Consider the following 14,026-nt stretch of genomic DNA (forward strand, 5'->3'; position numbering starts at 1 on the left):
GCGAAGTCTTCCTGTAGCGGGTCAGCGTCCGGCCAATTGGGTCGTGGCCTTGAGTGGGGTGACTTGTTGCTCGTTCGTCAGCCAACTCGCGCCAGCCGCGACTACCATCTCGCCGCGCTTCAGGCCGCCCACAACGCGAACGTTGTCGCCGCCTGGCTCGCTCTGGAATTGCACTTCCCGGCGGTGCACCTTCTTTCCGGTCACGTCATATACAAACACTGCGGCTTGTCCTGCTTTCTCACTGAGCACCAGTGCCGAATAGGGAAGCATCAGACGATCTGGTGAGGCATCCTTCGCTTCCGGTGCCTTCAGCAATACTTGAACGGCAGACCCGGGTCGAAGACTGCGCGCAAGAGTAGCATCTTGAGGAACGAGCACGACAGGTAAAAGTGAGCCATTTTCAGCACGCAAGCCGATGCGTTGTACCGAAGCACGAACGGGACTTGCTGACTCGCTCAGGCGCAGTTCGGCGACCTGCCCAATTTTGATATTTGCCGCCTGGGTCGTCGATGCAGTCGCAAGGACTTCTACGCCGCTGCGTAGTCCATCCACTTGAAGCACCGGCGCTCCGGCTGCAATATCTGTGAACGGCAGAGCGAGTTTCTCCGCGACGACGCCGTCGAATGGCGCATGAATGGCGGCCCCCCTTCGCGCACGCTCGGCAAGGCCGAATGCGGCCTTTGCATTGCGCACCTGGCCTTCAGCTGCAACCAACTGTGCTTTCACACTCTCGAATGCAGCCGGGGAGATTACGTTGCCCTCAAGCAGCCCCCTTTGCTGCGTTGTCTGCACGATTCTGTCTGCCAATGCGGCTTCCGCAGCAGCGAGTGTCGCCCGAGCCTGTTCTAGGCGGAGTTGCTCGGGCTGAACATCCAACTCAGCCAGAAGCTGTCCGCGAGAGAAGCGATCTCCCACGTCCACATGAAGCTTGCTGATACGCCCGCCAGTCTCGAACCCCAAGGTACTCCGCTCACTGGAGCGAGCTAGACCACTCAATTCAATGCGATTGGCCACAGAACCTACATCCCCCACCGTGAGCAGCTTGACCGCTCGCGGTGGATCGGAAGCAGGCTCCTTCTGACTACCACAGCCGGCAAGCGATGCGAGCAGAACAAACGCGAGGCCGACTTTCTGCATTTGCCAGGACTGGGATTTAAAGGGAGTGCAAGACACGGGAAGGCCTTTCATCAGCGTTTATCAATAGGGGTGAGTTCCAGTTCGCCGCGGGCGAGCGCCTGGAGGGTGTGCATGAGTCGAGAAAGGTCTTCGGCAGCAAACGTCGGAAAACCCATCATTTCGGCGAGGAAGACTCCGTCCAAGGCAAATAGAACGATTCCGGCGATATCGGTGCCGCGTGGAGATTTGCTCGCGTTCTCGTACTGCCTGCGGTACCAGCCGCGCACAGGCTCAAGCAGCGTGGGGTCTTCAGCCACGGCCGCCAGCAATGCAGCGCTCATCTTTTGCATCCCGCCGTCAGGCATAGCCGAGACCTGGCTGGATAGCCAAGGGTCTGGATCGCCGACGAATGGCAGCTCTCGCTCTTCCTGCCCGCCATCAAACGCCGAGACCTGGTCATCAATCATCGTGAGGAGCAGATCGCGCTTGGTCTCGAAGTGGTACAGGAACGCACCTTTGCTCATTCCTGCCCGTGCAACGACCGCGTCAAGCGTTAGGTGCCCGGCACCTCCCTCCATGACTACGTCACGCGCAGCTTGAAGGATGCGCTCCCGTGTTTGTTGCGCTTTCTTAGAGATGGAGGGGGCTTCAGCGCCGTTGTCCGCCGAATGCGACTCCTCTGGGCTTGATTTCATACGAGTTGCCATGGTGAAACTCCAAAGATGCTTGATTTTTGAACCGTCTGGACGGTATAGTACACGCCATGAACTATGCCCGTCAAGACGGCCTCCTCAATTCACAACCTAGTGGCTCAACATGTCCGATCCCTACGCCCGCCGCGGCCTTACTGCTGTTGCATTCCTATCGATCACGCTTCTCGCCGCGTGCAGCCACTCGCCTCACAGGGTGGAGACATCACGCGTTGAGGTTCCGGCCAAATTCATGAACGAAGCGGGTCTGGCTGTGCAGCAGGTGCCAGCACAAGCACTCCCGGCCGAGTGGTGGACGGCGTACGGTGATCCGCTGATTGACGCGCTGGTGCGCAACGCGCTGGAGCACAACACCGATCTCGCTATTGCAAGAGCGCGGATTGATGAAGCTGTGGCGATCACCCGACGTACACGCGCTTCAATGTTCCCTAGCTTGGCGCTCACGCCCCAAGCAACGCGCGCGCGCGACTTTTCTTTGGCACCGACCATCAGCAGCGATGCCAGGCTTCCGCTGTCGGCTTCATGGGAAGTTGATCTAGCGGGCCGCCTCTCGCATGCCGCTGATGGCGCACGGATGGACGCAGTTGCTGTCGAACAGAACTGGTTCGCGACACGTTGGCAGATCGCCTTTGAGACAGTGTCCGCTGCACTGCAGCAGCGGCAGGCGGCAGAGCTGGAAGATCTGGCAAAAGAGCGACTTCAAGTCGCCGAGCGCCTTGAGCGTCTGACAGAGCAGAAGTTCAAGGCAGGTCAAGCTACGGGCTTTGACATTGAACGCACGCGTTCCGAGGTCATCGCCCTCCGGGTGGAGCAAGAGCAGTTGCGACGCGTACGCGGCGAAGCAACGCATGCCTTGGATGTGCTCGTTGGCCGGATTCCGGGGGCGCTTGGCAGCGGTCCTGCGCTTGCCTCTCTCACCATGCCCGATTGGACTCCCAGAAGCGTGCCAGGCGAATTGCTGCAGCAGCGCCCCGACGTCAGAGCCGCGCAGGCGCGTCTTGCAGCGGCGACGGCGCGATGGAACGCAGCAGAAGGCGAGCGGTTCCCCAAACTTGTGCTCGATTTGAGTGGTGGGCGCCAACGCTTCGAGAACAACGGAACACGTGTGGCAGGGAACATTTTCTCTCTGGGCTTGGGTGTGACGCTTCCGATCTTTGACGGTGGAGCAATACAAGCGGGAATCGACGAGGGCTCAGCACGCAGTCGCGGCGCACAGGCTGACCTGGAACGCACGGTTTTGCTTGCGCTTCAGGATGTGGAGAACGCTTATCTGGGCTGGCAGACCCAGCGGACTTCTCTGCAGCATCAGGTCGATGGTCTTGTCGTCGCTGATCGACTCCTTGACCGCAGTCGACGCCTCTTTGAGGCGGGACAGGTGGATGCGACCGTTGTTGCAGAAGCGGAGCGTGGCACCTTGTCCCAGCGAGCGGCTCTGGTCCGTGCTCGCGCCGACGCAGCCGTGCAATGGGGTGTTCTCGCTAAAGCGCTTTCTGGTTCGCCAGAGCATGTGAATCTGCAATCTTCACCCTGAGTCCTTGAGTTGGAAGAACGCAGCATGGCAGCGAGTTTTAAATACTGAATAGATCGACGATTAGTAGGGGACGCATGGAAATTCGACATCTACGTTGTTTTATGGCGCTCGCCGAGGAACTTCACTTCGCTCGCGCCGCTGCGAAACTGCATATTGAGCAGTCCCCACTGTCTCGCACGATCAAAGAACTCGAAGAGGAGTTAGGAGCACAGCTCTTTATTCGGAACACGAGAAGCACGCGTTTGACACGAGCTGGGTTGATGCTCATGGAGCACGCACCTCGGGTGTTCGCATCCTTGCAACAGGCGCGGGACTGCGTGAAGGCAGCAAAAAATGGCTTTCATGGACAACTCCGCGTCGCCTTGTCAGACGGCGCAACACTACTGTGCTTACCAGCCCTATTGGCGTTGTGTCGCGAGGAGGAGCCCGAGGTTGAGATTCGCTTTTTTGAGGTGCCACTATCCCAACAAATCAAAGGATTGCACGACGACCTGTATGACGTCGGCTTTGCACAGTCCGACGACGTAGGTGATGGAATCGTCGCACTTCCCGCGTGGACTGACACGCTTATGGTGGCGCTGCCAGCTCGGCATCCGTTGCTGGCTCTTAAGCGAATTCCATTGGATGAACTGCTGCGCTACCCGCTAGTGCTATCTGATCCTCAAGTGTGCGAGGGCCACGCCAAGCACATTGAGCGAGTACTTAGCCGGGCTGAAATGCAGCCTCTAGTTGCCGAGCGGGTTACCACTTTCGACCTGATGATGGCGTTGGTATCTGCCGGTTTTGCACTCGGACTTACAGGGGCTGCACACATTGCAGCCTCCCGAGAGCCAGGAGTCGTGGCGAGGCCGCTTTCGACACGCGTACCACCTTTGACGACCTATCTACTCAGACTTGAAGGCGATCCGTTTGACGAGCTTGCGCGCTTCATTCAGCGAGTACAGGCCATCGAATTGCCAGAGTTTCTCAGGTCAACAAAAAGCCGAAATCCCGATCTTCCGGAGGAATTGATGCCATGAGACTCGCCATCACGCTCGTCGCTGCAATGCTAGTCGCATGCGGTCAATCTGATAAACCGCACAAAGCCACTAGTGCAGAAAAGAAAACCCCGACAGTAGAAGAGCTGGTGGCAGACCCGGAACAGCTCAAGAAGTTGCGCCAGCAATGCAAGACGGATCGGCCTACTTTGGGCGAACTGCTTTGCAACCGGGTAGCGGAGGCAACACGTAAGCGGTTCTACGGTGACGGAAAAACGCCATACACACCGCCCAAAGAATCCCCCAAATTCTGAAATTCAGCAATTCAGCAATTCAGCAATTCAGCAATTCAGCAATTCAGCAATTCGCTAGTCTGCCTGAATCTTCTGTTCGGCACGCTGATATTCGCCGGCGCTTACGGAGTCACTCCCTGGCTAGACACAGCGCGAATTCATTCTTTCTTATCGACCTTTCTGCCCCAAACGGTCTTTGACCGGCACTAAGCCAGCACCGATCCTGACGCCTGCGGCACATTTCTAAGCCGCGTTTCCCAAGGGAATCAGCGTAGGAGAGATTGGAGGCGGGGCTATGCAAGGTACGAATGTGCTGTTCGGTCAGATAGCCGTGGTATTCGGCATCGTGATCGCGGGTGTGTGGGGCGCCACACAATGGACGGCAGCAGCCCTTGGCTATCAGGTACGCCTTGGCTCCCCCTGGTTTGATTTCCTCGGCACACCGATCTACCTCCCGTGGAAGCTGTTTGAGTGGTGGTTCTTCTTCGATGCCTACGCGCCACGCGTTTTCGACACGGGCGGTGCCATAGCGGGTGGCAGTGGCTTGCTGGCGGTGGTGGTCGCAGTCTGCATGTCGATCTGGCGCTCTCGTCAATCACGCCTAGTCACGACCTATGGCTCGGCACGCTGGGCAAGTACGGAGGACATTCGCAAAGCCGGCCTTACGCAGCCGATCGGCGTGTTCCTCGGTCAGCACGATGGCAAGTACCTTCGGCATGAAGGCCCGGAACACATCCTCACTTTCGCGCCCACGCGCTCAGGCAAAGGCGTCGGCCTTGTGGTGCCGACGCTGCTTTCTTGGCCTGCATCCGCCGTAGTCCACGACATCAAGGGCGAGAATTGGCAGATCACCGCAGGTTGGCGCTCACGCTACTCACACTGCCTGCTGTTCAATCCGACCGATGCGAAGTCGGCGGCCTACAACCCGCTGCTGGAAGTTCGGCGCGGCGCACATGAAGTGCGTGACGTACAGAACATAGCCGACATTCTGGTCGATCCAGAAGGCGCGCTTGAGAAGCGCAACCATTGGGAGAAGACTTCGCACGCGCTGCTGGTCGGGGCCATCCTGCATGTGCTCTACGCGGGCGAGGACAAGACGCTGCGCGGCGTCGCCAATTTCCTCTCCGATCCGGCCAGCCCCTTCGAGCTGACCTTGCACCGGATGATGACCACACAGCACCTCGTGAACGTGGAAGGTGGTGGCCCGCATCCAGTCGTCGCTTCGGCGGCGCGCGAAGTGCTCAACAAGTCGGACAACGAGCGTTCCGGCGTGTTGAGCACCGCCATGTCGTTCCTGGGCCTCTACCGCGACCCCACGGTGGCCGAAGTCACCTCGCGCTGCGACTGGCGTATCGCCGACCTGATCGCGTCCGAGCATCCGGTGTCGCTTTATCTGGTAGTGCCACCTTCGGATATTTCGCGGACGAAACCGCTCATTCGCCTGATCCTCAACCAGATCGGCCGACGGCTCACCGAATCGCTCGACGGCAGCGACGGCATCGAACGCCGCCACAAGCTGCTGCTGATGCTCGATGAGTTCCCGGCGCTGGGCCGCCTGGACTTCTTCGAGACGGCGCTTGCCTTCATGGCGGGCTACGGAATCCGCAGTTTTCTTATCGCCCAATCGCTCAACCAGATCGACAAAGCCTACGGCCAGAACCATTCGATTCTGGATAACTGCCATGTCCGCGTGACGTTCGCCACCAACGATGAACGCACTGCGAAACGGATCTCCGAAACGCTTGGCACCGCTACCGAACTGCGCGCGCAGCGCAACTATGCCGGGCACAGATTGGCACCGTGGCTGGGGCACCTCATGGTGTCGCGGCAGGAGACGGCCCGCCCGCTACTGACGCCCGGTGAAGTGATGCAGCTTCCGACTGAGGAAGCTGTGGTGATGGTGTCCAGCGTGGCACCGATCAAGGCCAAGAAGCTGCGCTACTACGCCGACGCGAATTTCAAGAACCGCGTTTTACCGCCGCCTGTGCTCGCGGCCGGGCAATACGCGGACGCGCCACCGGCCCGGCCCGACGACTGGAGCGGCCTATCGATCCCAGCCGTGTCAACGGTCCGGGCTGCGGGCCTGTCCGGCGATGGCACAGGCACCGCCGATGACGGCGGCCCACGCCGACAGCCGGAGCTATCCGAAGTCAGCGAATACAGCCCCGAACCGCTGCTCGCCGGCCATGACCTGACTCTGCTCGATGACGACGACGACCTGCCGCTGCCGCTTCCCGGCCAGCTCGACCCGGCCATGCAGCGCACGGCCCGGCTGGCTTCCCTCGACCCCAACGACGGAATCGACTTATGAGCCAATACCGCCTCAATCTGTTCATTCAGCCCGAGCACGCCAAGCGTCTCGAAGAACTGGCCGCCAAGAAAGGCGTGTCCAAGTCGTCCATTGTCGCGGCGGCGCTCGCGTCGTGGCTATCGCCCGATGCTGGCGACCAGCGCGAGGCGGCCATCGCCAAGCGGCTCGATCGCCTGTCGCGGCAGGCCGAGCGCATGGAGCGCGACCAGAACATCCAGATCGAAACACTGGCGCTGTTCATCCGCTACTTCCTGACCGTCAGCACCCCGATTCCCGAAGCCCATCAGGACGCAGCTCGCGCCCAAGGCAAAGCGCGTTTCGAGCAATTCGTGGAGCGGCTCGGCCGCCACCTGCTGCGTGGCCGCAGCCTGGTGCGCGACGTTGTGGAAGAACTGCACCCAGACCCGGCGCGAATGGATGACGCGGAGGCACTGGCTGAAGCGCAGGAGCGTGCCTCATGAGCGCCATTCCGCAAACCCCGCCCGAACTCTCATCCGCCGCAACCTCTCTGGATCGCCGTATCCAGATGCTGCGCACGGCAATGGGGCCAGTCATCGCCGCTGCGCTGGCCGACCCCGACGTGGTGGAAATCATGCTCAACCCCGACCGCACCCTATGGGTGGATCGGTTGTCATCGGGCCGCATGCCGCTGGGCGTGGAGCTGTCCCAAGACGATGGCGAACGCATCATCCGGCTGGTGGCTGCGCACGTCGGCGCAGAGGTGCATCGCGGGCGGCCGCTGCTGACCGCCGAGCTGCCCGAAACCGGCGAGCGGTTCGAGGGCATCTTGCCGCCCGCAGCGCCCGGCCCAGCCTTCGCGCTGCGCAAGCGCGCCGTGAGCATCATCGGGCTGGATCGCTATGTGGCCGACGGCATCTTGACCACAGGCCAGGCCGAGTTCCTGCGCCGCGCCGTGCGTGAGCGCCAGAACATCCTGATCGCCGGGGCGACGAGCAGCGGCAAAACCACACTCGCCAATGCCTTGCTTGCGGAGATCGCCGCCACGGGCGACCGCGTGCTTGTGCTCGAAGACACCATCGAGCTGCAATGCGCAGCCCGCGACCATGTGCCGCTGCGCACCCGCGCTGGCGTCGTGTCTATGACCGAGCTGGTGCGGGCCACGATGCGCCTGCGCCCCGACCGCGTGATCGTCGGCGAGGTACGCGGCGGCGAAGCCCTGGACTTGGTTAAGGTGTGGGGCACCGGCCACCCCGGCGGCATCGCCACCATCCACGCCGGTTCCGCGCTGGGCGCGCTGCTGCGCCTCGAACAGTTGATTCTTGAAGTGGCGGTGAACCCACCGCGTGCGCTGATCGCCGAGGCGGTCAACGTCGTGATCCACATCGCCGGGCGTGGCCGCAAGCGCCGCGTCGAAAGCATCGCCCGTGTCGTCGGTTTCGACGGCACCGGCTATCGCCTGGCGGACGCGCTGGAAACACCGTTTCCCGAGCTGATGCCGGTTCCTCTCGCAGCCGATGCCGCTGCGCCTTCCTCGTCCCTTGACCTACCTGGAGAACTGCCATGACGCAGATGCACGTTCACGCTTTCCGTAATTCCGTAAATCCGGTTTCAACCATCGCACGCCTGCGGCGGCTGGCCGGCCCCGCGCACCACGGCCTGCTGCTGGCCGCAGTCATGCTGATGACGGCGGGCACGGCGAAGGCATCCGGCTCCTCGATGCCATGGGAAGGCCCGCTGCAATCCATTCTGGAGTCGATTCAGGGGCCGGTGGCACGCATCGTCGCGGTCATCATCATCATCGCCACGGGCCTCGCGCTCGCCTTCGGCGACACGTCGGGCGGCTTTCGCAAGCTGATCCAGATCGTGTTCGGTTTGAGCATCGCGTTCGCCGCGTCCTCGTTCTTCCTGTCGTTCTTCAGCTTCTCCGGCGGGGCTGTCGTATGAGTGGCCCGGATAGCTTCGCGGCCGGCTTCGAGGTGCCGCTACATCGCTCGCTGACCGAGCCGCTCTTGATGGGCGGCGCACCGCGCACGGTGGCGATTGCCAACGGCACGCTAGCCGCTGCCGTCGGGCTGGGCCTGCAACTCTGGATTCCTGGCGTAGTGCTCTGGATCGTCGGTCACTCGCTGGCCGTGTGGGGCGCGAGGGTCGATCCGCAGTTCATGCAGGTCTTCGCCCGGCACATCAAGCACAAGCCGCTGCTGGACGTGTAGGAGACGCCGCCATGCTTAACCTTGCCGAATACCGCCAGCGGCCCGCCTTGCTGGCCGACTGGCTTCCCTGGGCTGGGCTGATCGCGCCGGGCGTGGTGCTGAACAAGGATGGCTCGTTTCAGCGCACGGCGCGCTTTCGCGGGCCTGATCTGGACAGCGCCACGCAGGGCGAATTGATCGCCACGACGGCACGGCTAAACAACGCGTTGCGCCGGCTGGGTTCGGGCTGGGCGCTGTTCGTGGAAGCCGAGCGCCAGTCGGCCGCGGACTATCCGCATTCCGACTTTCCCGAACCGCTGTCCTGGCTGGTGGACGAAGAACGCCGCGCTGCCTTTGAGGAATCGGGGAACCACTACGAAAGCAGCTATCACCTGACGCTAGCCTATCTGCCGCCGGAGGAATCCCGCGCTCGTGCAGCCAAGCTGCTCTACGAGCACGCGCCGGGCGATGGTGTGGACTGGCGCGGTCGGCTTGACGCCTTCCTGGCAGAAACGGATCGGGTTTTCGACCTGCTCGATGGCGTGATGCCAGAAATCGTCTGGTTGGACGATGCCGCGACGCTGACTTATCTTCACGCCACGGTGTCCACGCGGCGCTACCGGCTGGCCGTGCCCGAGGTGCCTTTCCACCTCGACGCACTGCTGGCCGATTCCGCCCTAGTCGGCGGCCTTGCGCCCATGCTGGGTGACCAGCATCTGCGCGTGGTGTCGGTGCGGGGCTTTCCGACCTCGACCTGGCCGGGCCTGCTGGACGACCTCAATCGCCTGGGCTTTGCCTATCGCTGGAGTACCCGGTTTCTCTGCCTCGATAAAGCCGAGGCGGAAAAGGAGCTGGGCCGCCTGCGTCGCCAGTGGTTTGCGAAACGGAAGAATGTCATTGCGCTACTGCGCGAAACCATCTTCCAGCAGGAATCGCCGCTGGTGGACACGGATGCCAGCAACAAGGCGGCCGACGCGGATGCCGCCTTGCAAGAGCTTGGCAGCGATCAAGTCGCCTTCGGCTACCTCACCGCCACGGTGACGGTGTTCGATGACGACCCTGCCGTAGCCGACGAAAAGCTGCGCATGGTGGAACGTGTCATCCAAGGACGTGGCTTCGTCACCATCCCCGAAACCTTAAATGCAGTCGATGCGTGGCTGTCGTCCATACCAGGCAATGCCTATGCCAACGTGCGCCAGCCCATCGTCTCGACGCTGAATCTGGCGCACATGATGCCGGTGTCCGCCGTGTGGGCTGGGCCGGAGAAAAACGCCCATCTCGACGGCCCGCCGCTGATCGTCACGCGCACGGATGGCGCGACGCCGTTCCGGCTGGTGACGCACATCGGCGACGTGGGGCATACGCTGGTCGCGGGGCCGACGGGCATGGGAAAATCTGTCCTGCTGGCGATGCTCGCCTTGCAGTTCCGCCGCTATGGCGGCTCGCGCATCTTCGCCTTCGACATGGGGCGATCCATGCGGGCGACGGTGCTGGGCCTGGGCGGCGAACACTACGACCTCGGCGCGGACGGCGCCATTGCCTTTCAGCCCTTGGCCCGTATCGACAGCGAAGGCTATCGCACCTGGGCCGCCGAGTGGATCGAAGGCCGCCTGCTGCATGAAGGCGTGACCGTCGGCCCCGACGAGAAAGCCGCCATTTGGTCGGCGCTCGGCAGCCTCGCTGGTGCGCCGGTGGAGCAGCGCACGATGACCGGGCTTTCGGTGCTGCTGCAATCGAACGCGCTGCGGCAGGCATTGTCGCCGTATGTGCTGGGCGGCGCGCACGGCAAGCTACTGGATGCCGACCGCGACCGGCTCGGCAGCGGCGACGTGCAGGGCTTTGAGATGGAAGAGCTAATGCACAGCCCCGCCGCCGTGCAAGCGGTGCTGCGCTACTTGTTCGCCCGCTTCGATGCACGTTTCGACGGTGCTCCCACGCTGCTGATTCTCGATGAAGCCTGGCTATTCCTTGATGAACCGTCCTTCGCGGCACGCATCCGGCAATGGTTGAAAACTCTGCGCAAGAAAAACGTGTCGGTGATCTTCGCCACGCAGTCGCTTGCCGACATCAAGGATTCGACCATCGCGCCCGCGATCATCGAAAGCTGCGCGAGCCGGATTTTCTTGCCCAACCCGCAGGCGACCGAGCCGCAGATTCGCACGGTCTACGAGGGCTTTGGCCTCAACAGTCGGCAAATCGAAATCGTCGCCACCGCGCAGCCCAAGCGCGACTACTACTACCAATCGCGCCTGGGCAATCGTCTGTTCGACCTCGACCTGGGGCCAGCCGCGCTCGCCTTCTCGGGCGCATCCACACCGCAAGACCAACGCGACATTGACCGAGTGCTGACGCAGGCCGGCGCTCCCGGCTTCGCCGGTGCGTGGCTACGCCATCGCGGCCTCGATTGGGCCGCCGACCTGCTGCCGTCCTCGCCGTCGGCGGCTTCTTTCCTCGCTACTCAACCCCTGGAGATTTCGCCATGAAGACCCGTGTACTTTCCGTTTCGCTCGCCGCCGCGCTGGCCGGCTCGCTGATGCTCGCTCAGCCAGCGGCGGCGCTCACTTTCGTTGATCCCGTCAACTTGGTGCAGAACACGCTGACTGCCATCCGCACGCTGGAGCAGATCAACAACCAGATCAACCAGCTCCAGAACGAAGCGCAGATGTTGATGAACCAGGCGCGCAACCTGGCGAATCTCGACTTCAACATCGTCAACCGGCTGCGCTCGACGCTCGCCACGACTGAACGCCTGATTGCCGAGGCGCAAGGGCTGGCCTACGACGTGCAGAGCATGGATGCCACGTTCTCGCGCCTGTACCCGGAGCAGTACGCCGCCACCATCAGCGGCGACCGCATGGCACAGGACGCACGCGAACGCTGGAAGAACACGCTCGACGGCCTGCACACCGCGATGCGGATGCAGGCGCAGGTGTCGCAGAACCTGACGCAAGACGAAAGCGCGCTGGCCGACCTCGTGAGCCAAAGCCAATCGGCCACGGGTGCGCTGCAAGCGATGCAGGCAACGAACCAGCTTCTCGCCTTGCAGGCCAAGCAGTCCATCCAGGCCCAGCAGCTCCAGATCACACAAGACAGGGCGGCCTCGCTGGAGCTGGCGCGGCAGGCAGCGGCCACCGAGCGCGCCCGCGAAGTGCGGCGGCGCTTCCTGGGCACCGGCACGCCGTACACACCGCAGTCCGTCAACTTCTACAACAACTGACGGGAGGCGGCCATGCGATGCGTTCCTGTCCTGCTGGCCGTGCTGCTGACCGCATGCGGCCAGCAGCCGGCTGAAGACCTGACCGCCACCTTGGCCGCCGATCCCGTGCGGCTCAAGGCGCTGCGCGCCCAATGCGCAGCCGACCGGCAAACCGCAGGCGAAGACACCTGTCGCGCCGCTGCCGAAGCCTTCCGGCGGCGCTTCTTCACCGGCCAGACTGGGCCGGACGAATACCGGACGCTGGCAGAACTGCCGCCGATTCCGGCGAGTTTCGACACGCCAACCGACGACGCGCCGGAAGGTGATGCGTCGCTCGCCGCTGCGGAGGACACGCCATGAACGACGTAACGATCATCGACAGATTCCTCGATACCTTCTCGCGCTACATCGACTCCGGTTTCGGTCTGCTGCAAGGCGAAGTCGCGTTCCTGACGGCCACTCTCATTGTCATCGACATGACCATTGCCGGTCTGTATTGGGCCATGAGCCATGCGACCGGCCAGGGCGAGGACGTGATCGCCAAGCTGCTGCGCAAGGTGCTTTACGTCGGTGCCTTCGCCTACATCATCGGTAACTTCAATTGGCTGTCGAGCATCGTGTTCCGCTCGTTCGCCGGGCTAGGCATCACCGCCACTGGCTCGGCCATAACGATGGAGAACTTCTTGCAGCCGGGTCGGCTTGCCAAGACCGGCATCGACGCCGCTGCGCCGATCCTCGACCAGATCGGTGACATGGCCGGCTTCCCCGAAGTGTTCGTGAACCTCGACCCCATCGTGGTGCTGTTCATCGCTTGGCTGGTGGTGATCCTCTGTTTCTTCGTGCTCGCGGTTCAGCTTTTCATCACGTTGATCGAGTTCAAGCTGACCACGCTTGCCGGCTTCGTCTTGATCCCGTTTGCGCTCTGGAACAAAACCTCGTTCCTCGCGGAAAAGGTGCTCGGCAATGTGGTTTCGTCAGGCATCAAGGTCTTGGTGCTGGCGGTAATCGTCGGCATCGGCTCGGGCCTGTTCGCGGAGTTCCAGGTTCATCCCGACGAGCCTTCCATCGACCATGCGCTTGTCGTGATGCTGGCTTCGCTTGCCTTGCTGGCGCTGGGCATCTTCGGCCCCGCCATCGCCACGGGCCTTGTGTCCGGTGCGCCGCAGCTCGGCGCGGGTGCGATGGCGGGCGCTGCCGTCGGCGCGGTAGGCACGGGTGTTGCCATCGGTGCCGCCGCGACCGGCGTGGGCGGTGCCGTCATGGCGGGCGCACGCATGGCCCCGGCCGCCGCAAAGCTGGCCGGGAGCGGCGCACGCGCCGCCACGTCGGCGGCCAGCAGCGCCAAGTCCGCATTCCAGGCCGGTTCCGCCGCTGCGGGCGGCGGGGCTAAAGGCGCGGCTGCGGGCCTCGGCAATGTCGCCAAGACCGGCGCGCAAGCGGCAGGCCGCCGAGCTGCATCGGGCGCTTCCGCTGCCGGTCAGAAGGTGGCCGACTCCTTCCGGGCAGGATGGAACGGTGCGGATGTCGGCGCTGCCGGTTCCGGCCAGGCCGCCGCAGGCGAAGGCGCAGCCAGCGCGCCGAAGCAAGAGCAACCCGCCTGGGCAAAGCGGATGCACCGCCGCCAGCAGATCACCCATGCCGCAACCACCGCAGCCCACACGCTGCGCAGTGGCGACGGCGGCGGCTCAGGGCAAGGCCCAAGCCTGCGCCCCGATGCGTGACCCGATACCTGACCACCA

General features: G+C 62.8%; 14 protein-coding genes. 12 read left to right on the forward strand and 2 right to left on the reverse strand.

The window, feature by feature from the left end; translation table 11 throughout:
- Positions 1–21: 21 nt before the first annotated feature.
- Positions 22–1,188, reverse strand: a complete 1,167-nt coding sequence (locus MF6396_RS01055) for an efflux RND transporter periplasmic adaptor subunit (RefSeq protein ID WP_023123862.1) — start codon at positions 1,186–1,188, stop codon at positions 22–24.
- A complete protein-coding gene (locus tag MF6396_RS01060) occupies positions 1,188–1,823 on the reverse strand; it encodes a TetR/AcrR family transcriptional regulator (RefSeq protein WP_028699136.1) in 636 nt (211 codons plus the stop codon). The genes MF6396_RS01055 and MF6396_RS01060 overlap by 1 nt, the downstream gene beginning before the upstream one ends.
- 109 nt (positions 1,824–1,932) lie before the next feature.
- On the opposite strand from MF6396_RS01060, the gene MF6396_RS01065 reads away from it, so the two are divergent.
- The 12 genes from MF6396_RS01065 to trbL all read left to right on the forward strand — a co-directional run bounded on the left by MF6396_RS01065 (position 1,933) and on the right by trbL (position 14,008).
- Positions 1,933–3,357 carry an efflux transporter outer membrane subunit gene (locus tag MF6396_RS01065; RefSeq protein ID WP_028699135.1) on the forward strand — a complete coding sequence of 475 codons (1,425 nt, stop codon included), beginning with the start codon at positions 1,933–1,935 and terminating at the stop codon, positions 3,355–3,357.
- Positions 3,358–3,431: 74 nt separating this feature from the next.
- Complete coding sequence (locus MF6396_RS01070; RefSeq protein WP_004883081.1) at positions 3,432–4,376, forward strand: LysR family transcriptional regulator; 945 nt, start codon at positions 3,432–3,434, stop codon at positions 4,374–4,376.
- Positions 4,373–4,648 carry an EexN family lipoprotein gene (locus MF6396_RS01075; RefSeq protein WP_004883082.1) on the forward strand — a complete coding sequence of 92 codons (276 nt, stop codon included), beginning with the start codon at positions 4,373–4,375 and terminating at the stop codon, positions 4,646–4,648. The genes MF6396_RS01070 and MF6396_RS01075 overlap by 4 nt, the downstream gene beginning before the upstream one ends.
- A 274-nt stretch (positions 4,649–4,922) precedes the next feature.
- Positions 4,923–6,938 carry a conjugal transfer protein TraG gene (locus tag MF6396_RS01080; protein ID WP_004883083.1) on the forward strand — a complete coding sequence of 672 codons (2,016 nt, stop codon included), beginning with the start codon at positions 4,923–4,925 and terminating at the stop codon, positions 6,936–6,938.
- Positions 6,935–7,399, forward strand: a complete 465-nt coding sequence (locus MF6396_RS01085; protein ID WP_004883086.1) for a ribbon-helix-helix protein, CopG family — start codon at positions 6,935–6,937, stop codon at positions 7,397–7,399. Before MF6396_RS01080 ends, MF6396_RS01085 begins: the two co-directional genes overlap by 4 nt.
- The gene (trbB, locus tag MF6396_RS01090) at positions 7,396–8,463 is read left to right on the forward strand and encodes a P-type conjugative transfer ATPase TrbB (RefSeq protein ID WP_004883088.1); all 1,068 of its coding nucleotides are present in this window, start codon (positions 7,396–7,398) and stop codon (positions 8,461–8,463) included. The genes MF6396_RS01085 and trbB overlap by 4 nt, the downstream gene beginning before the upstream one ends.
- Positions 8,460–8,843, forward strand: coding sequence for a TrbC/VirB2 family protein (locus MF6396_RS01095; protein WP_004883090.1), 384 nt, complete (start codon positions 8,460–8,462; stop codon positions 8,841–8,843). The genes trbB and MF6396_RS01095 overlap by 4 nt, the downstream gene beginning before the upstream one ends.
- The gene (locus tag MF6396_RS01100; protein ID WP_004883097.1) at positions 8,840–9,112 is read left to right on the forward strand and encodes a VirB3 family type IV secretion system protein; all 273 of its coding nucleotides are present in this window, start codon (positions 8,840–8,842) and stop codon (positions 9,110–9,112) included. The genes MF6396_RS01095 and MF6396_RS01100 overlap by 4 nt, the downstream gene beginning before the upstream one ends.
- 11 nt (positions 9,113–9,123) lie before the next feature.
- The gene (gene trbE / locus MF6396_RS01105; RefSeq protein WP_004883099.1) at positions 9,124–11,574 is read left to right on the forward strand and encodes a conjugal transfer protein TrbE; all 2,451 of its coding nucleotides are present in this window, start codon (positions 9,124–9,126) and stop codon (positions 11,572–11,574) included.
- A complete protein-coding gene (gene trbJ / locus MF6396_RS01110) occupies positions 11,571–12,308 on the forward strand; it encodes a P-type conjugative transfer protein TrbJ (RefSeq protein WP_004883101.1) in 738 nt (245 codons plus the stop codon). The genes trbE and trbJ overlap by 4 nt, the downstream gene beginning before the upstream one ends.
- Positions 12,309–12,320: 12 nt before the next feature.
- Positions 12,321–12,647, forward strand: coding sequence for a hypothetical protein (locus MF6396_RS01115; protein WP_004883103.1), 327 nt, complete (start codon positions 12,321–12,323; stop codon positions 12,645–12,647).
- A complete protein-coding gene (trbL, locus tag MF6396_RS01120) occupies positions 12,644–14,008 on the forward strand; it encodes a P-type conjugative transfer protein TrbL (RefSeq protein WP_078479525.1) in 1,365 nt (454 codons plus the stop codon). The genes MF6396_RS01115 and trbL overlap by 4 nt, the downstream gene beginning before the upstream one ends.
- The last annotated feature ends 18 nt before the right edge of the window (positions 14,009–14,026 follow it).

The organism is Pseudomonas sp. MF6396, from assembly GCF_002018915.1.
GTDB classification, from domain to species: domain Bacteria; phylum Pseudomonadota; class Gammaproteobacteria; order Pseudomonadales; family Pseudomonadaceae; genus Aquipseudomonas; species Aquipseudomonas palmensis.

Bases quoted from the DNA above. Each gene is read 5' to 3' on its own strand.
- MF6396_RS01055 (WP_023123862.1), bottom strand. From the start codon at position 1,188: ATGAAAGGCCTTCCCGTGTCTTGCACTCCCTTTAAATCCCAGTCCTGG.
- MF6396_RS01060 (WP_028699136.1), bottom strand. From the start codon at position 1,823: ATGGCAACTCGTATGAAATCAAGCCCAGAGGAGTCGCATTCGGCGGAC.
- MF6396_RS01065 (WP_028699135.1), top strand. From the start codon at position 1,933: ATGTCCGATCCCTACGCCCGCCGCGGCCTTACTGCTGTTGCATTCCTA.
- MF6396_RS01070 (WP_004883081.1), top strand. From the start codon at position 3,432: ATGGAAATTCGACATCTACGTTGTTTTATGGCGCTCGCCGAGGAACTT.
- MF6396_RS01075 (WP_004883082.1), top strand. From the start codon at position 4,373: ATGAGACTCGCCATCACGCTCGTCGCTGCAATGCTAGTCGCATGCGGT.
- MF6396_RS01080 (WP_004883083.1), top strand. From the start codon at position 4,923: ATGCAAGGTACGAATGTGCTGTTCGGTCAGATAGCCGTGGTATTCGGC.
- MF6396_RS01085 (WP_004883086.1), top strand. From the start codon at position 6,935: ATGAGCCAATACCGCCTCAATCTGTTCATTCAGCCCGAGCACGCCAAG.
- trbB (WP_004883088.1), top strand. From the start codon at position 7,396: ATGAGCGCCATTCCGCAAACCCCGCCCGAACTCTCATCCGCCGCAACC.
- MF6396_RS01095 (WP_004883090.1), top strand. From the start codon at position 8,460: ATGACGCAGATGCACGTTCACGCTTTCCGTAATTCCGTAAATCCGGTT.
- MF6396_RS01100 (WP_004883097.1), top strand. From the start codon at position 8,840: ATGAGTGGCCCGGATAGCTTCGCGGCCGGCTTCGAGGTGCCGCTACAT.
- trbE (WP_004883099.1), top strand. From the start codon at position 9,124: ATGCTTAACCTTGCCGAATACCGCCAGCGGCCCGCCTTGCTGGCCGAC.
- trbJ (WP_004883101.1), top strand. From the start codon at position 11,571: ATGAAGACCCGTGTACTTTCCGTTTCGCTCGCCGCCGCGCTGGCCGGC.
- MF6396_RS01115 (WP_004883103.1), top strand. From the start codon at position 12,321: ATGCGATGCGTTCCTGTCCTGCTGGCCGTGCTGCTGACCGCATGCGGC.
- trbL (WP_078479525.1), top strand. From the start codon at position 12,644: ATGAACGACGTAACGATCATCGACAGATTCCTCGATACCTTCTCGCGC.